At 69.2% G+C, this 24,435-nt stretch carries 22 protein-coding genes; 3 read left to right on the top strand and 19 right to left on the bottom strand.

What is annotated here, in order from left to right:
• Positions 1-38 precede the first annotated feature (38 nt).
• From Q0632_RS08210 to Q0632_RS08145, 14 genes are all read right to left on the bottom strand, one after another.
• Positions 39-710: a VIT1/CCC1 transporter family protein gene (locus tag Q0632_RS08210; protein WP_298927146.1), complete on the bottom strand. Its 672-nt coding sequence runs from the start codon at positions 708-710 to the stop codon at positions 39-41.
• A gap of 17 nt (positions 711-727) precedes the next feature.
• Complete coding sequence (locus tag Q0632_RS08205; protein ID WP_298927141.1) at positions 728-2,089, bottom strand: DcaP family trimeric outer membrane transporter; 1,362 nt, start codon at positions 2,087-2,089, stop codon at positions 728-730.
• 24 nt (positions 2,090-2,113) lie between these two features.
• On the bottom strand, positions 2,114-3,214 hold the full coding sequence (gene cax / locus Q0632_RS08200; RefSeq protein ID WP_298927136.1) for a calcium/proton exchanger: 1,101 nt from the start codon (positions 3,212-3,214) through the stop codon (positions 2,114-2,116).
• Between the two features lie 145 nt (positions 3,215-3,359).
• Complete coding sequence (locus Q0632_RS08195) at positions 3,360-3,914, bottom strand: hypothetical protein (protein ID WP_298927131.1); 555 nt, start codon at positions 3,912-3,914, stop codon at positions 3,360-3,362.
• Positions 3,915-3,981: 67 nt separating this feature from the next.
• Positions 3,982-4,359, bottom strand: a complete 378-nt coding sequence (locus tag Q0632_RS08190; RefSeq protein WP_298927126.1) for a hypothetical protein — start codon at positions 4,357-4,359, stop codon at positions 3,982-3,984.
• 195 nt (positions 4,360-4,554) lie between these two features.
• Entirely contained in the window at positions 4,555-5,634 is a 1,080-nt protein-coding gene (locus Q0632_RS08185) for a chemotaxis response regulator protein-glutamate methylesterase (protein WP_298927123.1), read from the bottom strand.
• Positions 5,634-6,281 (bottom strand): chemoreceptor glutamine deamidase CheD, encoded by a 648-nt coding sequence (gene cheD / locus Q0632_RS08180; RefSeq protein WP_298927118.1) that lies wholly within the window; start codon positions 6,279-6,281, stop codon positions 5,634-5,636. The genes Q0632_RS08185 and cheD overlap by 1 nt, the downstream gene beginning before the upstream one ends.
• A gap of 1 nt (position 6,282) precedes the next feature.
• Positions 6,283-7,125 (bottom strand): CheR family methyltransferase, encoded by an 843-nt coding sequence (locus tag Q0632_RS08175; protein ID WP_298927113.1) that lies wholly within the window; start codon positions 7,123-7,125, stop codon positions 6,283-6,285.
• Complete coding sequence (locus Q0632_RS08170; RefSeq protein WP_298927108.1) at positions 7,122-8,699, bottom strand: PAS domain-containing methyl-accepting chemotaxis protein; 1,578 nt, start codon at positions 8,697-8,699, stop codon at positions 7,122-7,124. The genes Q0632_RS08175 and Q0632_RS08170 overlap by 4 nt, the downstream gene beginning before the upstream one ends.
• 27 nt (positions 8,700-8,726) lie before the next feature.
• The gene (locus Q0632_RS08165; protein ID WP_298927103.1) at positions 8,727-10,295 is read right to left on the bottom strand and encodes a methyl-accepting chemotaxis protein; all 1,569 of its coding nucleotides are present in this window, start codon (positions 10,293-10,295) and stop codon (positions 8,727-8,729) included.
• Positions 10,292-10,813, bottom strand: a complete 522-nt coding sequence (locus Q0632_RS08160; RefSeq protein ID WP_298927099.1) for a chemotaxis protein CheW — start codon at positions 10,811-10,813, stop codon at positions 10,292-10,294. The genes Q0632_RS08165 and Q0632_RS08160 overlap by 4 nt, the downstream gene beginning before the upstream one ends.
• 23 nt (positions 10,814-10,836) lie before the next feature.
• The gene (locus tag Q0632_RS08155; protein ID WP_298927094.1) at positions 10,837-12,615 is read right to left on the bottom strand and encodes a methyl-accepting chemotaxis protein; all 1,779 of its coding nucleotides are present in this window, start codon (positions 12,613-12,615) and stop codon (positions 10,837-10,839) included.
• Positions 12,616-12,708: 93 nt separating this feature from the next.
• Complete coding sequence (locus tag Q0632_RS08150; RefSeq protein ID WP_298927089.1) at positions 12,709-14,751, bottom strand: chemotaxis protein CheW; 2,043 nt, start codon at positions 14,749-14,751, stop codon at positions 12,709-12,711.
• A gap of 21 nt (positions 14,752-14,772) precedes the next feature.
• The gene (locus Q0632_RS08145; protein ID WP_298927084.1) at positions 14,773-15,135 is read right to left on the bottom strand and encodes a response regulator; all 363 of its coding nucleotides are present in this window, start codon (positions 15,133-15,135) and stop codon (positions 14,773-14,775) included.
• 184 nt (positions 15,136-15,319) lie between these two features.
• Here Q0632_RS08145 and Q0632_RS08140 point away from each other — a divergent pair, with 184 nt between their 5' ends.
• Together Q0632_RS08140 and Q0632_RS08135 are read left to right on the top strand one after the other, a co-directional pair.
• Positions 15,320-16,396 carry a response regulator gene (locus Q0632_RS08140; RefSeq protein WP_298927079.1) on the top strand — a complete coding sequence of 359 codons (1,077 nt, stop codon included), beginning with the start codon at positions 15,320-15,322 and terminating at the stop codon, positions 16,394-16,396.
• The gene (locus tag Q0632_RS08135; RefSeq protein ID WP_298927074.1) at positions 16,393-17,022 is read left to right on the top strand and encodes a response regulator transcription factor; all 630 of its coding nucleotides are present in this window, start codon (positions 16,393-16,395) and stop codon (positions 17,020-17,022) included. The genes Q0632_RS08140 and Q0632_RS08135 overlap by 4 nt, the downstream gene beginning before the upstream one ends.
• A gap of 66 nt (positions 17,023-17,088) precedes the next feature.
• On the opposite strand, the gene Q0632_RS08130 is transcribed toward Q0632_RS08135, so the two are convergent.
• Both Q0632_RS08130 and Q0632_RS08125 read right to left on the bottom strand, forming a co-directional pair.
• Positions 17,089-17,427, bottom strand: a complete 339-nt coding sequence (locus tag Q0632_RS08130) for an Hpt domain-containing protein (RefSeq protein ID WP_298927069.1) — start codon at positions 17,425-17,427, stop codon at positions 17,089-17,091.
• Positions 17,424-19,406, bottom strand: a complete 1,983-nt coding sequence (locus Q0632_RS08125; protein WP_298927065.1) for a PAS domain-containing sensor histidine kinase — start codon at positions 19,404-19,406, stop codon at positions 17,424-17,426. Before Q0632_RS08125 ends, Q0632_RS08130 begins: the two co-directional genes overlap by 4 nt.
• Before the next feature lie 134 nt (positions 19,407-19,540).
• On the opposite strand from Q0632_RS08125, the gene Q0632_RS08120 reads away from it, so the two are divergent.
• Positions 19,541-20,377, top strand: coding sequence for a symmetrical bis(5'-nucleosyl)-tetraphosphatase (locus tag Q0632_RS08120; RefSeq protein WP_298927061.1), 837 nt, complete (start codon positions 19,541-19,543; stop codon positions 20,375-20,377).
• A gap of 104 nt (positions 20,378-20,481) precedes the next feature.
• Here the strand turns inward: Q0632_RS08120 and Q0632_RS08115 are convergent, their stop codons facing one another.
• The 3 genes from Q0632_RS08115 to Q0632_RS08105 form a co-directional block, all read right to left on the bottom strand.
• Positions 20,482-21,975, bottom strand: a complete 1,494-nt coding sequence (locus Q0632_RS08115; RefSeq protein ID WP_298927058.1) for a DEAD/DEAH box helicase — start codon at positions 21,973-21,975, stop codon at positions 20,482-20,484.
• A 121-nt stretch (positions 21,976-22,096) separates the two neighbouring features.
• Complete coding sequence (locus Q0632_RS08110; protein ID WP_298927053.1) at positions 22,097-24,208, bottom strand: SulP family inorganic anion transporter; 2,112 nt, start codon at positions 24,206-24,208, stop codon at positions 22,097-22,099.
• 111 nt (positions 24,209-24,319) lie between these two features.
• The coding region (locus tag Q0632_RS08105) for a neutral zinc metallopeptidase (RefSeq protein WP_298927281.1) at positions 24,320-24,435 on the bottom strand (116 nt) is incomplete at its 5' end.

Here is a 24,435-nt window from a genome sequence, read left to right as displayed (position 1 = left end):
CGGCCTGCGGTCGATGGGTCAAGCCGCGCGGCGGCGCCTCAGCCGCCCAGCGCGATGATGGCAGCCGTCAGGGCCACGCCCAGCACCGTCATGACCAGGCCCGACTTCCAGCCGCCGCCGCCGGCATGGCGGCCCAGGGCCAGGCCGCAGCCGAACAGCATGACCAGGGTCAGCACGCGCGAGACCACCAGGGCCGGCTCCGGCTCGAACACCAGGAAGGGCAGCGCCACCGGGAAGGTGCCCAGCACCACGATGGCAAAGACCGCGGCAGCGGCCAGCCAGTCGCGCGCGTCCAGGCCCGGTTTGGAGGGCAGCTCGTGCAGGCCAGCCATGCGCGCGCGCACCGCTTCGAGCTCCGCATCGGTCACCAGGGTGCGCATCACGCCATCGAGCTCGTCGCGCAGCCGCCGCACGCCGCGCGCCGCATCAGGGTCGGCACGCACCGCCAGCGCCAGCCGCAGCCGGCGGCCGCGTTCGGTCAGGGTGCGCACCAGGTACATCACGGCATCGGCCAGGCCCCAGGCCAGGTTGCAGCCCAGCGCGGTGTAGAACATCAGCCGGCCGGCGTCCGGCCCGTCGGTGGTGGCCGAGACGGCGCCCACGAAGGTCAGGGCCATGAACAGGCCGAAGCACAGTTCGCAGACCCGGTCGACCGGGTCGAGCACGGGTTCGCGGCTGCCGTCGGAGGCCTTGTCAGAGGGATTCGCCATGGTCTTTCCTTCTCCGTCTAGAAACTGACTTTGCCCGACAGCTGGAGGCGCCCGGCATTGGCCGCGCTGCCATCCTTGTTCTCGCGCCGGCCCCAGATGTATTCGCCGCCCACCAGGACGTTGTCGGTCAGCGTGTACAGCAGGTTGACCGAAGCATAGCTGCCGGCGTGGAAGGCGTTGGCCGCCTGGCCGCTGCTGTTGTCCTGGCGGTGCTGGCTGTAGCCGATGGAGCTGTTGAGTTTGGCGTCCCAGGCATGGCCGTAATACAGGAAGTAGCCCAGCGAATTGACCGCCTCTGCGCGCAGGCCGGCGCCGGGCGCCAGGTCGGTGCCGCCGTCGTTCATGTAGCTGGCGATTGCCTTGCCGCCGGTCAGGCCCCAGCCCAGCGTGCCGCGGCCGGACAGCTTGAGCACGCCGGTGAGGTTCAGGCCGTAGCCGGTCTTGTCGCCCGAGGGGTCGCCGCTGGCCGTGGTGACGGTCTGGTAGCCCACCTGGCGCACGATGGCGGCGGCCTTGACGTGGCCCCAGTCGCGATCGAGCCGCACCGAGCCCACCAGGTCGGGCAGGCGGTTGTGCGCCGTCACGCCGGCGCCCAGCGCCGGGTCCACCTGCGACAGCTTGCCGGTGTCGATGACCGAGTTGGGCGCCTCCAGCGAGACGGCCCAGGCCAGGCCCTCGCCGCCGGCGCCGGTGTAGCGCACTTGCGGGTTGCGCACGAAAGCCATGCCCGAGGGGCCCCAGTAGTCGATGACATTGGGGTAGGCATCGATGTCCATGAAGTTGGAGTCGGTCTGACCCAGGCCCCAGGCGCCCACCTCGGCCCAGGCCCTCAGCCAGTGGATGTTGGTGCCGCCGTCGGTGCCGAACAGGTCGAAGGCCAGGTCGGTCTTGACCACGCCCAGGCCGGTGGGGATGGCGGCACGCAGGCCCAGGCTGGACTGGCGCACGCTCATGCCCAGTGCGCCGTCCTTGCCGCAGCCCGGGTCGGCCGGGCAGTTGACGGCGATCTGCGAGGGCCGCATGGTGGCCTGCCAGGCGGGGTTCACGCGCCCGCTTTCGGAGATGGCGTCCAGCATGACCTGGCCATAGACCTCGACCTGCGGCTTGTCCGGCGCCGGCTTGGCCGCGGCCGCCGGGGCGCTGGCGGACACAGCGGCAGGCGCGGAGGCAGGCGCCGTTGTCGCAGCCGCCGCAGGGACGGCGGCAAGGGCCGGCGGCTGGGCCTGTTGCCGCGCCTCCAGCTGCTGCACGCGCTGCTGCAGGTCCCCGATGGTGCGCATGGCCTGGTCCAGCAAACCCTTGAGTTCTTCGGTGGACTGGGCCTGCGCGCCGCCGCACAGGACGGCGCAGGCCAGTGCGACCAGCAGTTGCTTGTGCATGTTTTCGCTCCTTGGCATGACGGGTTAGACCTTGGGTGGCACCACGTACAGCGTGATGGCAAAGGTCAGGTAGACGGCAATGGCCAGCACGCCCAGGAACCAGGCGCTGCGGCCGCTGTTGCACAGCATGGCCACGGTCAACGAGGCCAGGAACATCATCGCCACCGCGCCCGGCCAGAACAGCAGGGTCATGGGCTCGGGGCCCAGGAAGTAGCTGGCCAGCACCAGCACCGGCGCGACGAACAGCGCGATCTGGGTGGAGCTGCCCAGCGCGATGCCCACGCTCATGTCCAGCCGGTTCTTGCGGGCGGCCGAGAAGGCCGAGGCCATCTCGGCCGCCGCGCCCACCAGGGCCACCACGATGAAGCCGACAAAGGCGTCGCTCATGCCCAGCGCCTGCGCCGCCACCTCCACCGAGCCGACGAAGATGTGGCTGACCAGGGCCACCAGCACCGTCACGCCGGCCAGCACGCCCACCGCCAGCCCCACCGGCCAGGGCGTGCCATGGTCATCGCCGCCGACGGCGGCCGGGCTGGCCGAGCCGAAGAACTGCTTGTGGGTCTTGAGCGAGAACAGCATGCCCAGCACATAGATCACGACCAGCAGCACCGCCAGACTGAGGCTGAGCGTGTGCAGGAACTGCGGCTCGCCGCCCTTGTCGCCCACGACCATCGAGGGCACCAGCAGCGCGATGGTGGCCAGGAACAGCTGGCCGGCCTGCAGCCGGGCGGTGGATGCGTTGAACTCCTGCGTGTGGTGGCGCAGGCCGCCCAGCAGCAGCGAGGCGCCCAGCATGAACAGGCTGTTGGTGACGATGGCGCCGGCGATCGATGCCTTGACCAGCATGTGCTGGCCGGCGATCAGCGCGGTCAGCGCGATCACCAGCTCGGTCAGGTTGCCCAGCGTGGCATTGAGCAGGCCGCCGATGGAGTCGCCGGTGCGTGATGCCACGGACTCGGTCGCATGGCTCAAAAGCGCGGCCAAGGGCACGATGGCCAGCACCGACAGGCCAAACAGCAGCTTGCCGTCGGCATGGAACAGGTGCTCCGCGGCCAACACGGCGGGAACAAACACCAGCAGCCACAGCAGGCGCTTGTGGCGGATCTCTTCCCATAGCAGCGTCATTGTCCCTTTCCGGTTGGTGCACCGCCTTGGCAGCGCAGGGGCGGGACACGCGGCCTCTCCAGGCCCGCGCGGTCGAAGCCAGTGTGGCCCGGCGGTCCAGCTACCGCCAATAGGACTTTAGGGCCAGGTTTTTCCGGCGCCGCGCCTAGCGAACACCCACCATGGCCTCGGCGCCCACGGACGCGCACTCCTGCCGCAGCTTGCCGTCTCCTGCGACGCGTGTCACCTGGACCATGTCGTCCCGCGCGCCACGCAGCTGCGCCGGCCTCAATCCCGCGATGCAAATCTGCCACAGATCGACATTGAGCTGCTGCCGGCCCGGCGAAACGCCCCACGCGAGCAGCAAGCCATCGTTGCTCCACACGGTCTCGAACGGCAGCCTGGTCCGATGGGCGATCCAACGCTCAGCCGCGCTTTGGGTGGCGAAGTGAACTTGCGCCTCTTCCACCACGGTGCGCGAGATGCCGTTGCAACCGAACACCCTGCCCAACAGAAGTCCGAGCGGGCCTGCGCCGGCAGGATCGTAGAGGCCCATGGCGCCGTACCAGCGTTGTGAGCGGGCCATCATCGAAGCCGCGAGAGAGCAGCCATTCCATTCGTAGGTGCGCGCATAACCCTGTCCGGCAGTGACGCTCACCGTCCCGGACGGGGTCGTCGCGCTGAGGCGAACGCCCTCCTGCAGAACAAGTTCCGGGGGCATGGCGCCAACAGCGACGCCAAGCGTTGCCGACAGGCAAAAGACGGCGATGCGCGAGCCCAGTAAAGCCTCAGGCCGCATTCTCGCCCCGGCGTCTGGTGACGGCTCGCGCGCACGCCCACCCGATGACCGCCCCCAGGGGACCGAGGAGCAGCAAGTTCCAGACGGGCATGAACAGGAGTCCCAGGGCAGCCGTGGATCCCTTGGGCGCGATGAACACTGCGTAGTGCATGAAGATGTCGCCAGCCAGGGCGCCTGCGGCGAACCCAAGGGCAGCGTTCAGCGCGTGCCAGACACGCCCCATGAACGCGCTGATTGCGTAGGGCGTGAGTGAGAACGCAAAGAGGCAAACCGTGAACAGGCTCCAACCATCCTGCGCCTTGAACGTCCAGGTGTACGCATGGAGCAGGCAGGCAGCGGCGATCGTGAGAATGAGCGGCAGGCGCATTTTTGTGCTGTCTCGGTGATGTGCCGAGAGGAATTTCGAACTCCACGAAATCCACACCCTGGTTATAGCATCGGCATGGCGCAGCCCGCATGGAAACCCAAGACGCTATCGATTCAATAGCGTCTCGCGTCCATTCGACGGGGGCTGACAGCCTTTTTGATGGAAATTGCAGGCCGCAGCCGCCTGCAGGGCCCCTCAGGCCGGAGCGTGCTGGCGGCCCTGCTGGGCCACGCGCTGCAGCAGGTGGCGGGCCATCTGGTCCAGCGGCAGCACCTCGTTGGCGGCGCCGGCGGCGATGGCTTCGCGCGGCATGCCAAAGACCACGCAGCTGGCCTCGTCCTGCACCAGGTTCCAGGCGCCGCGGTCGCGCATTTCGCGCATGGCAGTGGCGCCATCAGCGCCCATGCCGGTGAGCATCACGCCGGTGGCGCGCGGCCCCGCATGCTTGGCGACCGAGCGGAACAGCACGTCCACCGAGGGCTTGTGGCGGTTGACGGGCTCGCCGTCGGCCACGCGCGCGACATAGCCGCCAGCGGAGCGCTCCACCCACAGGTGCTTGCCGCCGGGCGCCACATAGGCATGGCCCATCAGCACGCGGTCGTTGTCCTGGGCTTCCTTGACCCGCATGTGGCACAGGCTGTCCAGCCGCGCCGCAAAACTGGCGGTAAAGCCCGGCGGCATGTGCTGGGTGATGACGATGCCAGGCAGGCTGGCCGGCAGCGCCACCAGCAGCTCGCGGATGGCCTCGGTGCCGCCGGTGGAGGCGCCGATGGCGATGATCTGGCTGCTGGCCTGGCCCGCCTGGCCCAACGGGACCGGGCGCTGCGGCGGCGGTGCGGCAACGCGCACCGGCGCCGCCACGGCGCGGCGGGCCACACGGGCACGCGCCGCGGTGCGCAGCTTGTCGCAGATTTCGCGCGCAGCCTCGTCCAGGCCGGCGCGCAGGCCCAGGTGCGGCTTGGCGACGAAGTCCACCGCGCCGAGCTCCAGGGCGCGCAGCGTGGTCTGGGCGCCGCGCTCGGTCAGGGTCGAGATCATCACCACCGGCATGGGCCGCAGGCGCATGATCTTTTCCAGGAAGTCCAGCCCGTCCATCTTGGGCATCTCGACGTCCAGGGTGATGACATCGGGGTCGAGCTCGCGGATCATCTCGCGCGCTTCCAGCGGGTCGGCGGCCGCGCCCACCACCTTGAGGTCGGGGGTGCGGTTGATCAATTCGGTCAGGATGCTGCGCACGAGCGCGGAGTCATCCACCACAACAACACGGATGGCCATCAGAACAACTCCACTTCGCCGCCGCGCGGCTGCTGAACCAGTTGGGTACGGTAACGCGCTTCCTGTGCCTCGAACTCCACGCCGTGGGTGGCGGGCAGGCGCTTGCAAAGCACCTTGCCGCTTTTGGGGAACTGGACGATTTTGCGCGGATAGATTTCCAGCACGTCGCTGGCCAGGACCGGGATGCGTTCCTGCGCCAGAAAACTCTGGACAAAGGCGACGTTCTTGTCACCGATCTGGGTGTTGGCCAGGCTCTTCATCACCTGGCCGCCGCCGAAGATTTTGGCTTCCAGCGACTGGCGCCGGGCGCCGCGTTTGAGCAGCTCGTTGATCAGCAGCTCCATGGCGAAGGCGCCGAAGCGCCCGCCGGCGCCTGCATCGCCGGCGTCGGGCAGCATGAAATGGTTCATGCCGCCGATGCCGGCCGTGCGGTCGTTGATGCAGGCCGCGACGCACGAGCCCAGCGTGGTGGTGACCACCACGTCGCTGTCGTGCACGAAGTACTCGCCCGGCAGCACCTTGACCGCGGCACGGGCGAAGCCGTGGTCGTGGAAGAAGAAGCTGGCCTGGCCGGGACGGCGCGGCAGCTTGCGCAGTTCCGCCACATCCGGCAGGCCCGATGGCAATACTTCCGTGGCTGTCGCCATCTCAGGCCCCCACGCGGTGGTACAGCGTCTTGCCCGTGAGGGTGAACAGGTCCTTGTGCTCCGTGAAGTTTTCCGAGTGGCCGACGAACAGCAGGCCGCCGGGCTTCATGCAGGCGTGCATGCGCTCAAGGATGCGGCGCTGGGTGGGCCGGTCGAAATAGATCATCACGTTGCGGCAGAAGATCACGTCGTACGGCTCCATCCGCCACTGGCTGGCCAGCAGGTTGAAGCAGCGGAAGTTGATCATGGCGCGCAGCTCGGGCTTGACGCGCACGCGGCCCAGATTGGAGCCGGCGCCTTTGAGGAAGTAGCGCTGCAAGCGCGGCGCGTCCAGGTTGGCGACGGTTTCGGCCGCATAGGCGCCGGTCGCGGCTGTTTCCAGCACGTTGGTGTCGATGTCGCTGGCGTCGATGGTGACGCCGCCCTTGCCGCCCAGCGTGTCGGCAACGGTCATGGCGATGGTGTAGGGCTCCTCGCCGGTGGAGGCCGCACTGCACCAGATGCGGGTGGGGGCACCGCGCCGGGTGCGCAGGAAATCCGCCAGCAGCGGGAAGTGGTGGGCTTCGCGGTAGAACGAGGTCAGGTTGGTGGTCAGGCAGTTGATGAACTCCTGCCACTCGGCCTCGCTGGCCGCGTTCAGCGAGTCCAGGTAGGTGCGGAACTCGGTGTAGCCGCGCTCGCGCAGCCGGCGCGACAGCCGGCTGTAAACCATGTTCTGCTTGCCCGGGTTCAGGTCGATCCCGGCCTTGGCATGGATCATCGAACGCACGCGCTCGAAGTCCGAGCTGCTGAATTCGATGTCGCGGGCGCCGGCGGACGGCACCACGGGTAGAACCGCGCTCATGCGGCAGCTTTCACCCGGAAGACCTGGACGGCATGGGTCAGCGACTGCGCGCGCTCGCGCAGCAGCTGGGCCGACGCGGTGGATTGCTCCACCATGGCGGCGTTTTGCTGGGTTGCGCTGTCCAGTTGGGCCACGGCAGCGTTGATCTGGCTGACACCGGTGGCTTGCTGGGCGGACGCGACGGAGATGCCTTCGATCAGCCCCCCCATGTCGCGCACGGCGGCGACCACCTCGGCCATCGTCGTGCCCGCCATCTCTACCATCTTGCGGCCGCCGGCGACCTGGTCTCGCGACACGTCGATCAGCTGTTTGATTTCCTGGGCCGCCGCGGCGCTGCGCTGGGCCAGGCTGCGCACTTCGGCGGCCACCACGGCAAAGCCGCGGCCCTGCTCGCCGGCACGGGCGGCTTCCACCGCCGCATTGAGCGCCAGGATGTTGGTCTGGAAGGCGATGCCGTCGATCACGCCGTTGATGGACGCGATCTTGCCCGAGGACGCCGCGATGTCCTGCATGCTGGCGACCACCTTGCCGACGGCATCGCTGCCGCGCTCGGCCACCGTACCGGCGCCGCTGGCCTTGCGGGCAGCCTCGCCGGCGTTGCTGGCATTCTGGCCCACGGTGGAAGCGATCTCTTCGATCGCCGCGGCCGTCTCCTGCAGATTGCTGGACTGGGCTTCAGTGCGCGACGAGAGGTCGGTGCTGGCCGAGGCGATCTCGTTGGCCGCGCCGTTGATCTGCTGGGCCTCGGTGCGCACATCGCCCACCAGGCCTTGCAGGTTCACATTGAGCTGGTTGAGCGCGCGCAACAGTCCGCCCACCTCGTCAGTGCGGCGCACTGCCAGATCCTGCGACAGGTCGCCGGCCGCCATGCGGTTGGCCACCAGTGCGGCACCGCGCAGCGGCTGGGTGATCGCCCAGTGCAACCATTTCGCCAGCACGGCCACCAGGGCCAGCTGGCCGGCGATACCCAGGACGATGGCCAGCATGCCCAGCTCGTGCGTGGCGATGCCGATGACCGACGAGACCGTGGTCAGGGCCAGCAGCGCCGCCGTGACGCGCACCGTGATGCCCATGCGCGCCATGCGGGCGAACACGGCGTTCAGGCCCTTGCGCTCGATGCCGCCGCTGCGCAGACGGATGCGCGGCTTGGGCAGTTGGGCGTCGGCGCGCATCTGCGCGTACAGGGCCTCGGCGGCTTGCACCTGCGCGGCGCGGGGCTTGGTCCGCACCGACATATAGCCCGACACCTGGCCGCTGGCGTTGTCCACGATGGGCGTGACGTTGGCCACCACCCAGTAGTAGTCGCCGTTCTTGCGGCGGTTCTTCACCAGCTGCGACCAGGGCTTGCCCGAGCGGATCGTCTCCCACATGTCGCGGTAGGCCTCGGCCGGCATGTCCGGGTGGCGCACCAGGTTGTGCGGCTGGCCGATCAGCTCCTCGCGGGTGTAGCCGCTGGTGGCGATGAAGGCCGCGTTGCAGTACGTGATCCGGCTGTCCAGGTCGGTGGTCGATACCAGGTTGGTTCCGTCGGGAAACTGGTATTCGGTCTGGGTAACGGGCAGGTTGACGCGCATGGCAGTGGCCTTGTGGATGGAAAATAATTAGCTGGCTGCGACGGCGCCTGGAACCAGGCGGAACGACATGACCATGCGCGCCAGGCTGGCGGCCTGGTCTTTCAGGCTCTGGGCGGCGGCGGCGGCCTCTTCGACCAGCGCGGCGTTCTGCTGCGTGATCTGGTCCAGGTGGCCGACCGCCTGGTTGACTTCGCCGATGCTGCCGGCCTGGCCGGCGGCGGCGGCGGTGATCTCGCCGATGGCGGCGGTCACGCGCTGCACGCTGCCTTCGATTTCCTGCATGGTCTGGCCGGCGTCGCGCACCAGGCGCGAGCCGTTGCCGACCTTCTCGACGCTGGCGCCGATCAGGGTCTTGATCTCGCGTGCGGCCTCGGCAGAACGGCCCGCCAGGCTGCGCACTTCGCTGGCCACAACCGCAAAGCCGCGGCCTTGTTCACCCGCACGCGCCGCTTCCACGGCGGCGTTCAGGGCCAGGATGTTGGTCTGGAAGGCAATGGAGTCGATCACGCCGATGATGTCGGCGATGCGGTTGGAGCCTTCATTGATGTCGGCCATGGTGGCCACCACCTGCGACACCACCTCGCCGCCGCGGCGGGCCACGGCGGCAGCCGTGTCGGCCAGCTGGTTGGCCGAGGTGGCCGAAGTGGCCGACTGGCGCACCGTGTCGGTCAACAGGGCCATGGTGGCCGCCGTCTGCTGCAGATTGCTGGCTGCCTGCTCGGTGCGGGCGCTCAGGTCCTGGTTGCCCGAGGCGATCTGGCCGGTGGCCACGCTCACGCTGTCTGTGCCGGCGCGGATGCCCGAGACCATTTCGCGCAGGCGGGCCTGCATGTCGGCCAGGGCGGCTTGCAATTCACCGAGCTCATCGCGGCGGGTCACCGCCAGGTCGTTGCTCAGGTCACCGGCCGCGATGTTGCTGGCAGTGACGATGACTTGGCGGATCGGGCGCACCAGGCTGCGGGCCACGGCCCAGGCCAACAGCGCGCCCAGCAGGACGGCGATGGTGGACAGCACGGGCAGCAGCGTCTGCGCGAAGTTGATGGCCTGGGTCATGGCGGCGCTTTGGGCTTTGAGTGCGTCGTCCATATGGGCGACCACATCGTCCAGCGAAGCCAGGTAGGCGTTCACCGAGGGGATCAGCTTGCTGTCGATCTCCGCTGCGGCCGCGGCAGTGTCGTCCAGCTTGGCCATGCGCTCGAGCAGGCTGGCGCGCAGACCCACATAGGTCTTGCGGGTGTCGGCCACGCGCGCCATCAGGGCGTGGGCCTTGTCGCCTTCCAGGCCTTTTTCCAGGGCAGTCTGCAGCTCGCTGATCTTGGCCGAGGTCTGCTTCATCTCGGCGTTGGCCCAGGTGGCCAGGTCCGCCGGGCTGCCGGCCTTGGCCAGCATCACGGCACGGATGACATTCATCCGGGTCTGGGCATTCCACTGGAATGCCAGGTGGCGGCTTTCAGCCATGGCTTCCTGCCGGTGCTTGATCTGGTCGATCTGGCGCAACTCGTACACGGCCGCAACGGCCATGACGATCTGCAGCAGCAGAAGCGCACCGAAGGCCAGCGCCAGCCGGCCCCACAGCTTCAGGCCGCCGGGTTTCACAGATCGCTCCCAGCGCTGCCCAGGGCAGCTTCGCCCAGCAGGGCCTCGATGTCGACCAGCATCAGCATGCGTTCAGCGACGCTGGCGATGCCGGTGATGAAATCGTCGCCGTGGCCGCCGGACAGGTCGGGCGGTGCCTTGATGGCGCCGGCTTCCAGGTCCAGCACGTCGGAGACCGAGTCGACCACCGCGCCGACCACGCGGCCGCGCACGGCCAGCACGATCACCACAGTGGAGCTCTCGTATTCGGCAGTCGCGCAACCGAGCTTCAGGCGCAGGTCGACGATGGGCACGATCACGCCGCGCAGGTTGACCACGCCCTTGATGAAGGAAGGCGCGTTGGGGATGCGGGTGGGTTGCTCGTAGGAGCGGATTTCCTGCACCTTCTGGATGTCGACGCCATACTCCTCGGCGCCCAGGCGGTAGGTCAGGTACTCACCGGCTTGCGCTTCCAGGCTGGTGACGGCGCGGCTGGCTTCGTGGCGGGCGATGTGTTCGCCTTCAAGGATCATTTCCATGGTGCTTCTCCGTGGGGTGGGGGTCAGAACTGGGTCCATTCGCCGTCGCCTGCCGCCGCGGCTGCGGTCGGTGCGCTGGCTTTTGCCGGGATGGCGGGCTTGACTGCTGGCTTGGATGGGGTGCTTGCCGGCTTGGCGGCGGCCTTGGCCGCTGCGGTCACGGGCGCGGTCACCGGGGCGGTCGCGCGAGCGGCCACCTTGGCGACGGCAACGGCGACGCTCTGTGCGGGCGCGGCCTTGTCGGCTTGGCCCAGGCGGAAGGAGGCGACCGAGGCCACCAGTTCGCCCGAGCGGGTGTTGAGGCTGCCGGCGGCGGCGGCCAATTGCTCGACCAGGGAAGCGTTTTGCTGCGTCACCTGGTCCAGCTGGGTCACGGCCTCGCTGACCTGGCCTATGCCCAGGGTCTGCTCACCAGCGGCGGCGCTGATCTCACCGATCATGTCGCTGACGCGGCGCACCTGGGCCACGATGTCGCCCATGGTCTTGCCGGCGTCGCCGACGAGCTTGCTGCCGGATTCGGCCTGACCGACGCTGTCGCCGATCAGGACCTTGATTTCACGCGCCGCGTCGGCGCTGCGCTGGGCCAGGCTGCGCACTTCGGCGGCCACCACGGCAAAGCCGCGGCCCTGCTCGCCGGCACGGGCGGCTTCCACCGCCGCATTGAGCGCCAGGATGTTGGTCTGGAAGGCGATGGAGTCGATCACGCCGATGATGTCGCTGACCTTGCGGCTGGAAGTGCGGATGCCTTCCATCGTGGCCACCACGTCGTCGACCATGCGGCCACCCTGCTGGGCTGCGGCGCTGGCCGAGGCGGCCAGTTCGGTGGCCTGGCGGGCGGTGGCGGCGGAGTTGCGAACCGTGCCGCTGAGTTCTTCCATGGAGGCGGCCGTCTGCTGCAGGTTGGAGGCCTGCTGCTCGGTGCGCTGCGACAGGTCTTCGTTGCCGTTGGCGATCTGGCCGGAGCCGGTGGCGATCGCGTCGCTGCCGGCGCGCACCTGCGAGACCACCCGCGACAGCGAGTCGTTCATGGCGGCCAGGGCGCGCAGCAACTGGGCCGGCTCGTCACGGCCGGTGGCGGCGATGGTCGCGGTCAGGTCGCCGTCGGCGACCGTCTCGGCAACACGCACGGCTTCGCGGATCGGACCGGTGATGCTGGCGGTCAGCAGCCAGGCGCCGGCGATGCCAAGCGCCAGCGCGGCCAGCGCGGCGGCGATCATGATCAGGCGCGTGGTGGCGTAGCTGGCCTCGGCCGCGGCGGCCTGGGCGTCGGTGTCGTCGTCCTGGAACTTCACCATCTTGTCGATGGTGCTGATCCAGCGGGTCTGGGCCGGCAGGACCTTGTCGGTGAGCATGCGCTTGGCACTGTCGTCTTCGCCGGCCTGGGCCATGCGAAACAGTTCGTCCATCAGCGGGCGGGAGATGGCCTGCTCTGCCTGGATGGCGGCGAGGGTCTTCTTTTCCTCGTCGCTGCCGGTGGCGTTGAGCATGCCGGCGAGCTTGGTCTGGGCTTCGCCATAGGCCTTGCGGCCGGCGGCCAGTGACGCCACCGCGGCTTCCTGGTCGGCAATCTTGTCGGCCAGGATGAGGTCGCGCCCCGCCGTGGTCGTGCGGCTGATGGCCGCGCGCATGGTGTTGGACTGGCGCACCTGCTCATTGCTGGTGCGCACGATATCGCTCAGGCTGGCGTTCAGGCCGGACATGCGCTGCAGGCTCAGGGCGCTGATTCCCAGAAGCATGGCCAGCAGCAGACCGAAGCCGACCGCCAGGCGTGTGCCGATCCTGAAATTACGAAGAGTGTTCATTGGGGAAACCGCAAGACAAATGGGATGACTACGCTGGTTTTCGGCCCGCCGGCCCCTTCCTTGAGGGTCGGGCGCCGGGCTTGGGGAAATGGCTTAATGCCGCGAGCGCCGCACCAGGGCCGACACGTCCAGAATCAGGGCCACGCGGCCGTCGCCCATGATGGTGGCGCCAGACACGTTGGGCACCTTGCGGTAGTTGGCTTCGAGGTTCTTGACCACGACCTGCTGCTGGCCCACCAGGGCGTCCACCTCGAGGGCGACGCGCTGGCCTTCGGACTCGACGATGACCATCATCGGGTCGGCCACCGGCTCGCTGCCAAAGCCCGCGCCGAAAGCCTGGTCCAGCGCCACCACCGGCAGGTAGTCGTCGCGGACCTTGACCACGCGGCCGGCTTCGCCCATGGTCTTGACGCCGGCCGTCGAGGCCTGGAACGACTCGACCACGGTTGCCAGCGGCAACAGGTAGAGCTCGCCGCCGACCGAGATCGACATGCCGTCCATGATGGCCAGGGTCAGGGGCAGGCGCACGCTGACGCAGGTGCCCATGCCGGGCGCGGAGTCGAGGTCGACGCTGCCGCCCAGGGCCAGGATGTTGCGCTTGACCACGTCCATGCCGACGCCGCGGCCGGAAACGTCGGTGACGACTTCGGCGGTGGAAAAACCGGGTGCGAAGATCAGCTGGAAGACCTGCGAGTCGTCCATCTTGTCGGGCAGCTGCATGCCGCTCTTGCGGGCCTTGGCCAGGATGCGATCGCGGTCCAGGCCGCGGCCGTCGTCGCGCACCTGGATCAGGATGGAGCCACCCGCGTGCTGCGCGCTCAGCGTCAGCGTGCCGGCGGCCGGCTTGCCCTTGGCGAGGCGCTCGTCGGGCGTCTCGATGCCGTGGTCCACCGAGTTGCGCACCAGGTGGGTCAGCGGGTCGGTGATCTTCTCGATCAGGCTCTTGTCCAGTTCGGTGGCTTCACCGACGGTCTGCAGCTCGATCTGCTTGCCCAGCTTGGCGGCCAGGTCGCGCAGCATGCGCGGGAAGCGGTTGAAGACGTCCGACATGGGGATCATGCGGATCGACATGACAGATTCCTGCAGGTCGCGGGTGGTGCGCTCCAGATCGGCCAGGCCGGTGGACAGCTGCTGGAAGGCCGAGCCGTCCAGGCCCGAGGCGCGCTGCGCCAGCATGGCGCGGGTGATCACCAGCTCGCCCATCAGGTTGATCAGCTGGTCGACCTTGTCGACCGAGACGCGGATGGTCGTGTCACCACCGGTGACGCGCTTGGGCGCGGCCTTGACCACCGGCGCTGCGGCCACCACGGGCGGGGTCGCACCGGGGGCGTTCTCGTACAGGCCCCAGCCGGGATCGGCCGCGGTGGAGAGATCGGCTGGCGCGCTCGCCGCAACGGCGGCGGCGCCGCCCCAGGGCGTGATGCGGATCTGCTCGCGCGGCAGGTGGAAGCCGCACAGGTCCAGCAATTCGCTGTCGGCGGCCGTGGTGGTCAGGTGGAAACGCACGCTTTGCGGGTCCTGGTCGGGCGCGGGTGCGGCCACTTCCAGCTTGCCGATGCCGCCGACTTCACCAAACAGGGTGACCAGGTCGTCGGCGATCGAGGCATGGGGCAGCGGGCCGGCCAGCAGTTCCAGCTCGCGGGTGCCGGGAGCGGCAACCGGCGCGGGTGCGGCGGCGGCAGCAGCAGCGGCCGCCGGGGCGGGAGCTGCCTGGTCGCCGTTGGCGAAGCCGACAAAGGCTTGCGTCAATCCGGCCACGTCGGGCAGATCGACTTCGTTGCCCTGGCGGCGCTGCAGCATGGCCGTCAGCGCGTCGCCGGCGGTCAGCAGGGTGTCGGTCATGGCGGACGTCAGGGCCAGCTCGTGGCGGCGCAGCTTGTCCAGCAGCGTCTCCATCACATGGGTCAGTTCGGCCAGTTCGCCGAAGCCGAAGGTGGCGGCGCCGCCCTTGATGGAGTGGGCGCAGCGGAAGATCGCGTGCAGCGTCTCGTCCTCGGGGGCCTGCGGGTCCAGCGCCAGCAGCAGCTGCTCCATGCTGGCCAGGTTCTCGGCAGCTTCCTCGAAGAAGACCGAGTAGAACTGGGCGAGATCAAAGCCGCCAGCGTCGGCGGAAGAATCGGTAGATGTTTGCGACATGGGATGGGTCCTGTGAGCCGGTTAACCGGCGACCTTGCGGATGACTTCGAGCAGACGGGCCGGGTCGAAGGGCTTGACGATCCAGCCGGTGGCGCCGGCGGCGCGGCCGGCCTGCTTGGTCTCTTCGGCCGACTCGGTGGTGAGGATGAGAATGGGCGTGACGCGAAAGCGCTCTTGCGAACGCAGCGAACGGGTCAGTTCAAGGCCGGTCATGCGCGGCATGTTCTGGTCCGTCAGGATCACGTCCACGGTGCGGCCGCGCACTTTCTCCAGCGCGTCCAGTCCGTCCACGGCCTCGATCACCTCGTAGCCCGCGCCCTTGAGCGTGAACGCCACCATTTGCAGCATGGCTACGGAGTCGTCGACGGCGAGAATCGATTGCATGAATGCATCCTTTGTTGGGGGGCCGGCATGCCACAGACGGGCATGGCACGGGCCTGTGCAGAAATTGTGATCGCCACCCGGCAAAGTCGAACGCTCGTAAAGAAGCGCCGAAACCCGTCTTTTCTGCCGCTGGAAGGCCGCGGCTGGCCCTATTCTTCAATCCCACCCAAGCGGAGCCACAGCCTTGCATTTCCTGGTCATCGAGGATTCACAGCTGGACCATGAAATGCTCATGGCCACACTTGCCCTGCAGGGCGTTCCGGCGCATGGCTTGCGGGTGGAGTCCGCCCTGGAACTGGGCGAGGCGCTGGAGCGCCAGGCCTGGGACCTGGTGATCTGCGATCACCACTTGCCCGGCTTCTCGGGCATCGAGGCCTACGCCATGGTCAAGGCCCTGGCCGACCCACCCCCCTTCATCATCGTCTCGGGCACCATTGGCGAGGAAACCGCGGTGGAAGCCATGCGCCGCGGCGTCGATGACTACCTGATCAAGGGCCGCCTGGCCCGTCTGGGCATGGCCGTGCGCAACGCCATGGCCGCCTCCACCGCACGCCGCGAAAAAGCCCGTGCCGAAGAACAGCTGCGCGAGTCGCAGGAGCAGCTGCACGAGCTGTCGGCCCGGCTGCAGACCCTGATCGACGAGGAACGCGCGGCCATCGCCCGCGAGATCCACGACGAGGTCGGCGGCACCCTGACAGCGATGCGCTTCGACCTGGAATTGCTGGGCAAGCAGGCCAGCCCGGCGCTGCAGGAGCGCCTGCAGCGCGCGCTGGCGGCGCTGGCCCAGGCGGCCGGCGCGACCCAGCGCATCTCGCGCGACCTGCATCCCCCCATCCTGGAGGCCGGCCTGGTGGCCGCCCTGGAGTGGCAGGCCGGGCAGTTCCAGGAGCGCTCGGGCATCGCCATGCAGTTCCGCAGCAACGTCAACGCCGTTGAACTGGACCGGCAGGTGGCCATGGCCGTCTACCGCACCTGCCAGGAGGCGCTGACCAACATCGGCAAGCATTCGGGCGCCAGCAAGGTCAGCATCGACCTGCACTACGGCGACGACCTGATCTCCATGGAGATCTGCGACAACGGCCGCGGCCTGGCGCCCAGTGACCTGCGCAAGCAGGGCTCGCTGGGCCTGCGCGGCCTGGCCGAACGGGCCCGTGCCGTCAACGGCCACATCGACATCACCTCGGCGCGCGGCCGCACCACGCTGATGCTGTGGGTGCCGCTGACCGAGCAGGCCCAGCCGCTAGAGACGGAGCCGGCATGATCCGCCTGATCCTGCTGGACGACCACGCGCTCATCCGCCGTGGCATGCGCGACGTGCTGGAGGCCGAGGCCGGCATGACCATCGCCGGCGAAGCCGGCTCGCATGAGGAGCTTCAGGCCCTGATGGCGACGACGAGCTGCGACGTGCTGGTGCTGGACATCAACCTTCCCGGCGCCTCCGGCCTGGACGTGCTGGCGGCCCTGCAGCAGCGCGCCGACGGACCACGCACCCTGGTGGTCTCGATGTACCCGGAGGACCAGTACGCGGTCAAGGCGCTGCGCGCTGGCGCCTGGGGCTACGTCAACAAGTCGGCCGATTCGGCGGTGCTGGTCGAGGCCATTCGCAGCGTGGCCCAGGGCCGCAAGTACATCTCGCCGGCGATCGCCGCGCTGCTGGTCGAGCGCCTGGTGGCGCCGGCGCCGACCCTGGCGCACGAGCGCTTGTCCGAGCGCGAGCTGCAGATGCTGGTGATGATTGCCCAGGGCCAGAAGCTGGCCGACATCGCGCTGCAGCTGGACCTGTCGCCCAAGACCGTCAGCGTCTACCGGGCCCGGTTGCTGGAGAAGATGAAGCTGTCGACCAACGCCGAGATGGCGCACTACGCCGCCAAGCACGGCCTGCTGTGAACACCTGCCGCTCAGGCGGCAGACTCAGAAAACGGCCGCTCAGGCGGCAGACTCAGGAACGGCCGCTCAGGCGGCCGGGTGCAAGGCGTCCAGCGTGATCCGGGCGCGCGCCTGGATGCGCGGCCAGGCCTCGATGGCGGTCTCGGCGTGGTAGCCGGTCAGGGCAATTTCCATGGAACGCGCGGCCTGCGACAGCTCGCGGTCCTGCATCATCGCGGCGGCGCCGGCCAGCTTGTGGGCCACCGCCTGCATGGCGGCCGCGTCGCCGGCCTCCAGCACCTGGCCCAGCTCGGCCAGCTGGCTGGCCAGCGAGTCGCGGTACATGCCCACCATCTTGTCGCGCACCGGCGCGGGCAGCTGCAGCAGCAGGCTGAACATGGGCTGCAGGGATTCTTCAACGGTCATTGCTTGCTCTCCTGCGCTGCAGCGGCGGTGCTGAGCACCTCGCCGATCATGTCGCACATTTCCTCGATGCCGCGCGGCTTGTCGAACAGGTGGCGCACACCAACCCGGGCCGCGCCATCGCGCAGTTCGTCGGTCAGGTAGCCCGAGGCCAGGATCACCGGCAGCTCGGGACGCAGGCGGCGGATCTCGCGCGCCACTTCCAGGCCGGACTTGCCCGGCATGTTGTAGTCGCTGACCACCAGGTCGACCTCGTCGATATGGCCACGCAGGTACTCCAGCGCGGACTGTGCATCCTCGAAACCGGTGGTGCGGTAGCCGCGCACGTCCAGCGTGGCCTTCATCATGAAGACCATGGCTGGGTAGTCGTCCAGGTAGACCACGTGCTGGCCTTGGCCGCGCGCCGCGCTGGGCCGTGCCTGCGCCAGTTCGCAGGCGGGCACGCCGTCGCGGCCGGCGGTCAGCGGCAGAAAGATGTCGAAGGTCGTACCGTCGCCCTTGCGGCTGTGCACCTCGATGCGCCCGCCATGGGCCTGCACGATGCCGTGCACCACAGGCAGGCCCAGGCCCGTGCCTTCGCCCTTGGCCTTGGTGGTGAAGAAGGGCTCGAAGATGCGCTGCACGGTGGCCTCGTCCATGCCGCAGCCGTCGTCACTGACCTGCAGCTTGACCTCCTGGTCGCCGTGCGCCATCAGGCGCACGCGGATGCGGCCGGGCTGGCTGCCCAGGGCCTGCCAGGCGTTGGCCCCCAGGTTCATCACCACCTGGCTGATCTGGGTGGCGTCGGCCGCCACATACAGCGGCAGCTCCGGCAGGCGGCAGGAAATCTCGATGCCCGAAGGCAGGGTGGCGCGCAGCAGTTGCACGGCCTCTTCGATCAGCGGCTGCAGCGGCTGGCAAGAGAACACCGCCGGCTGGCGGCGGCTGAAGGCCATGATGCGCTGGACCAGGTCGCGCGCGCGCAGACCCGCCTTGCTGATCTCGCCGATGAAGACCTGGGCCGAGCTGCCCTCGGGCAGGCTGGCGCGCGCCAGGCCGGCGTTGCCCAGCATGGCGGCGACGATGTTGTTGAAGTCGTGGGCGATGCCGCCGGCCATGGTGCCCAGCGCTTCCATCTTCTGCGACTCGCGCAGCTGCGACTCCAGCGCGGCGCGCACCCGCTCCAGCGCCTGCCGCTCGGTCAGGTCGCGCAAGGTGATGGAGTACAGCTCGCGGCCGTTGACCGCGATGCGCGACATCGCCGCCTCGACCGGGAACTCCTGGCCGCCGGCGCGCATGGCCGCGATCGGGCCGGCCGGCTCGCGCGCGGGCCGGCCGGCCTGCGCCGCCTGGATGGCGCGCAGGCCCTGCGGCAGGAAGTGCTCCAGCGGCAGGCCCAGGGCGGCGGCGCGCAGGCAGCCGAACATCACGCCGGCTGATTCGTTGAAGACCACCACGCGCTGCGCGGTGTCGATGGTGATGATGGCGTCCATCGCCGAGTCGATGATGGCGGCCAGCTGCGATTCGCTGGCGTTGAGCGCCTGCTCGGCCTCCTTCTGGGCCGTGCAGTCGCGCCCTAGGCCGCGCCAGCCGCGCAAGCGGCCGCCCAGACCCAAAATGGGCTCGGCATTGATCAGAAGGTAGTGCAGACGGCCGCGGACATCGCGCCAGCTGAACTCGAAATCGCGGATGGGGGTGTTGTCCTGCAGCGCGTTGCGCAGCGCGGTCCAGCGGCTGTCGCCGGACTCCACGCCCGGCAGCTCGCTCCAGGTCTTGCCCAGCACCGCGACGCGCGGCACCGGGCCTTGCTGGGCCGCCACGAAACGGGTGAAACGGTGGCCGCTGTCGGTCTCGAAGTACCAGTCGGCCGACATGCGCACCAGCGCCTCGCCGCGCCCGGTACGGATCGGATATCCGCGCAGCCACGCGCCCAGGCGCGCGGCCAGCATGGCCGTCGCGCGCAACAGGGAGGGGCCGCTGGGCGGCGTGCTGACTTCGGACATGCTTGTGGCGGTCGGGGGGACTGGCGGTGAAAATGATTATGCTGAGCACTCCGCGGCGGCAAGGCTGGAAAAGCGGGGGTTTCCCACCGTTTCCCTCGGGCCATCCGTCCTGCCTCCACCCAATCTGGCTTCCAATGGCTTCTTACCTGATCGGCGACGTGCAGGGCTGCGACGGCGCGCTGGAGCGGCTACTGCGCAAGATCGCTTTTTCGCCCAGCCGCGACACCCTCTACCTGCTGGGCGACCTGGTCAACCGCGGCCCGGCCTCGGCCGCCGTGCTGCGCCGGTTGATGGCCTATGGCGATGCCGCGCAATGCCTGCTGGGCAACCATGATCTGAGTCTGCTGGCGATCGCCCAGGGCAGCCGCGCGCCGCACCGCAACGACACACTGGACCAGATCCTGGTCGCACCCGAGCGCGAGGCGATGCTGGACTGGCTGCGCCACCGGCACATGGCGATCGGCGCCCACGGCCTGCTGATGGTCCATGGGGGCGTGCTGCCGCAATGGGATACGGCCAAGGTGCTGGCGCTGGCAGCCGAAGTGGAGGCTGTGCTGCGCGGGCCCGATCTGCCGGCCTTCCTGGCGCAGATGTACGGCAATGCGCCGGCGGCCTGGGACGAGAGCCTGACCGGCGCTGCACGGCTGCGGGTGATCGTCAATGCGCTGACGCGGCTGCGCTTTTGCAGCGCCGACGGCGTGATGGATCTGAAGGCCTCAGGCGGCCTGGACGCCGCGCCGCCCGGTTGCATGCCCTGGTTCGACGTGCCGGGCCGGCGCACGGCGGCCACGCCCATCGCCTTTGGCCACTGGTCGACCCTGGGCTGGCTGCGCCGCAGCGACATCGTCTCCATGGACACGGGCTGCGTCTGGGGCGGCTGCCTGAGCGCGCTGCGCCTGGGCGCCTCGATGGACACCCATGAACTGGTGCAGGTGGAGTGCGAACAGGCGCAGGTGCCTGGGGAATCGTGAGCGAGAGCGCAGGGGCTCTATTCGCGCCGACGGGCCGCCCCTAGGCGCGAAAGCCCCCTCGGGGGGCAGCGAGCTACACGCAGTGAGCGAGCGTGGGGGCTCTGTCAGGCAGGCGTGTCGGACGGGCTTTGCGCCGGCGCGTCGGACTTGAACAGGGCCGCGAGCTTGCGCTTGGGCTTGATGTTGGCCGAGACGCGGCTGCCCACCGGCTTGGCGCTGGTTTCCCAGGCCGGCGGCGCTGCGGTGGCCGGCGCCTCGTAAGGCTGGTCGAAGAAGGGATCGCGCGGCGCGGCCGCCGGACGGTACTCGCGCTGCGGCCGCGGCGGACGCTCGGCGCGCGGTGCATCGGCAGCAGCAGCACGTGGCAGCGCGTCCAGCGCGTCGCGCGGATCGCCCAGCTCGCCGGCTTCGCGCCAGGTGCGGCGGCCGTCGTTGATGCGGCCACGCGGGCGGTCTTCTTCGTACTCGACGGCCTCGATCTCGATGGTTTTCTTCAGCAGCTTTTCCAGGTCGGCCACCAGCCGGCCGTCGCTGCCCGAGACGAAGGTCACGGCCAGGCCGGAGGCGCCGGCGCGGCCGGTGCGGCCAATGCGGTGCACGTAGTCTTCGGCGTTGAACGGCACGTCGAAGTTGAACACTGCCGGCACGTCCTTGATGTCCAGGCCACGGGCCGCCACGTCGGTGGCCACCAGCAGGTCGACCTCGCCGGCCTTGAAGGCGGCCAGCGCCTTCAGGCGCTCGTCCTGGCTCTTGTCGCCGTGCAGGGCCGTGGTCTTGAGGCCTTCGCGCTCGAGCGAGCGGGCCAGCCGGGCGCAGCCGAGCTTGCTGTTGACGAAGACGAAGGCCTGGGTGAGGCCGCGCTGGCGCACGATCTGCTTGAGCGCGCGGCGCTTGTCGTCGTCGCCCACGCTGTAGAAACGCTGTTCGACGGTGGAGGCCGTCTCATTCGGCCGGGCCACTTCGATGGTGACGGGGTCCTGCAGGTAGCTGCTAGCCAGGCGCTTGATCTCGGGCGAGAAGGTCGCCGAGAACAGCAGCGTGGTGCGCTGCTTGGGCAGATAGGACAGGATGCGCTGCAGGTCGGGCAGGAAACCGATGTCCAGCATGCGGTCGGCTTCGTCGAGCACCACGTACTCAACCTGGTTGAGCACCGCGTTCTTGGCCTCGATGTGGTCCAGCAAACGGCCCGGCGTGGCAACCAGCACCTCGACGCCCTTTTTCAACTCCAGCGTCTGCGGCTTCATGTCCATGCCGCCGAACACCACCGCGCTGCGCAGGTTGGTGTGCTTGGCATAGAGCTTGACCTGCTGGGCGACCTGGTCGGCCAGCTCACGCGTGGGCAACAGCACCAGGGCGCGCACGGGATGGCGCGCCGGCGAGGTCGAGGCGTTCTCGTGTTTGAGCAGGCGCTGCAGCAGGGGCAGCGAAAACGCCGCCGTCTTGCCGGTGCCGGTCTGGGCCGCGCCCATCACGTCCTTGCCGGTCAAGACGACGGGAATCGCCTCGGCCTGGATGGGAGTCATGAATTCGTAGCCCATTTCGGCCACGGCACGTGCTAGCGGTTCGGCCAGCTGGAGATTGGAAAAGGAGGCTGTCATTAGAGCCCTCTATTGTCGCACTGCCGCAAGGCAGCCGGGTGAGAAGGCCTTTTGCTGCGCTTTTGATAGCAATCAAGCACCATTTGGCGGGGGTTGGATGCCGATCTGAGCCGAATACGCCTCACAGGGCGGCGCGCAGCTGGCGGGTGGTGGCGGCCAGCCGGCGGTTGCCGATCTGGGCCAGGTTGGCCATCAGGACCAGGGCGTCGGCCGGCGCACCCGCCGCCCAGGCGTCGAAATCCGCGCGCGCCAGGCGCACGAGCTGCGCCGGCCCCTCCTCGGCGCCGGCACAGGCTGTACGGGCAGCGCCGCTGAGAAACGCCATCTCGCCCACGGTCATGCCCTGGCTGACCACCGCCAGGCGCAGGCCGTTCTCCGGCGGCCAGGCCGTGGCGATGGTCACCCGGCCGGCCGTCACCACCACCAGCTGGGTGTCGGTGTCGCCGGCCAGAAAGACGCTGGAACGCGAGGCCACCGTGTCGGTTTGCAGCAAGCCTTCAAGGTGCCGGCGCGCGGCATCGCCCAGGCCCTCACCGACCTCGCCCAGCAGGTCGTTGCCCCGCGGCATGCGCTCCTGCGCCGAGCGCTCGTCCAGCAAAGCGTCCTCGGCCCACTCCAGTGCGCGGTCGACGTCGGCAAAGCACTTGACCTGCGCGCCGGCCAGGCGCTCGCGCGCGCTCTGGCTCAGGCCGCAGACGGCCAGCTCGCGGCCCTGGCGACCAAGGTCGCGGCCCAGGGCGCGCAGCTGGGCCAGGGCGGTGGCGTCGGCGAAAGGCACGCGGCCGGCGTCCAGGATGACGCGGTCGTGGCGCACCTCCAGCTGGATGCGCACCTGCTCGGCCAAGTGGGCGGCCACGCCGAAGGACAGCGCACCCTGCAGCTCGAACACCGCCACCCGGTTCATGCGCTCGGCCAGCCAGCGCTCGGAGGCGGCGCGGCGCAGCCGGCGCGAACGCAGCTGGCCGTCCAGCGAGGTGCGGCGCAGCGCGCTGTTGGCCGAGGAACGCAGCAAGGCCAGCACGGCCATGACCAGGCCGATGATCAGGGCGCCGACGCCGCCCTCGGTGGCGAACACCAGGGCCACCAGCCAGGCCTGGCCCCAGGCGCCCGGCGCGCTGCGGGCATAGTGGCGCGACCACAGCGGCAGTGGCACCTGGGTCAGGCCGGCCAGCAGCAGGGCGCCCACCAGGCAGGCCTTGGGCACCCAGGGCAGCCACAGGTGGCCGGTGAAGGCCACGAGCAGCAGCACCGCGGCATGGGCCTGGCCTGCGGACATGCCGCCACCGTGGCGCAGCACGATGCGCGAACGCGAGGAACTGGTGGACGCCGGAATCAGGCCCAGGATGCCGCAGGCCACGCCCAGCAGGCCTTCGCGCCGCAGCACGCGGTTGGAATCGCTGCGCAGGCCGTGTTCCAGCTCCAGCTCCTGGCTGAAGACCATGACTTCCAGGCTGTTGACCAGGGCCATCAGCAGCGCCAGCGACACCAGGGTCACGCCATGGGAGCCGGCCAGGATCAGCCAGGGGACGCCGCTCCATGCGGGCAGCATCGGCCACTCGAAACCGCTCAGCGGGACGGCCGGCGTGAGCCAGCCGGTCATGCCCGTGGCCACGGCCAGCAGGGAGATGGCGGCCACCGCCGGCAGCAGGCCGGGCACACGCGGCCAGCGGCGCTGGACCAGCCAGGCCAGGACGGCGACGGCCAGGGCGATGGCGGCATGCCAGGCCAGACGCGCGTCCCAGGCCAGCACGCCGGCACCGAAGCCGCCCTTGCCCTGGGCGACCACCATGGACAGGCCGACGCCGGCGGCAAAGCCATGGGTCACCGACAACGGCAGGAAGCGCGCCAACGAGGCCAGGCGCAGCATGCCAAACAGCCACTGGAAGCCGAAGGCCAGGGCGACGGTCGCGCCGGCAACCGCCAGCACCTGGCCTGCATTGAGGCCCAGGCTCCAGCCCGCCTTGGCCACGCTGGCCAGGATGGCGGCGAACAGCAGGGCGACCACGGTGGACGGCGCGTAGATCACACCATTGCGCGGCCATAGCAAGGTCATCAAGGCGCCCGGCAGCGCAGCCGACCACAGGGCCATGGCGGCCAACGGGTAGTCGGCGGCGATGGGCGCGAAGGCCAGGACGCCCAGGCCGATGGCGTGCGGCACGGTGACCGTCGCCGCTGACAGGCCGGCCTCGATGCCGGGCGGCATGGGTTGCAGGAGGCGCGGTCGCAGGTTCACACGGCCATGTTATGACCGTTGCGTGACAGGACGAAGACGGTCACATGTCGGGCAACGCTCTCAATTTGAGAGCGTCACAAGGAGAAAAGACGGTGGCTAGCGGCCGATTGACTACAAATTTCGGCTGCTGAAGGTGTCGCAGGCCTTGACGCTGCCGGTTTTCAGGCCGGTGCCAAACCAGCGCTGGCGCTGGGCGCTGCTGCCGTGGGTGAAGCTCTCGGGCACGA

Origin of the sequence: uncultured Ramlibacter sp. (assembly GCF_936925435.1) — a bacterium.
In the GTDB taxonomy this organism is placed as follows: Bacteria; Pseudomonadota; Gammaproteobacteria; order Burkholderiales; family Burkholderiaceae_C; genus Ramlibacter.
Note: the sequence above shows the minus strand (reverse complement) of the source record. Positions and strands in the feature narration are given on the sequence as shown.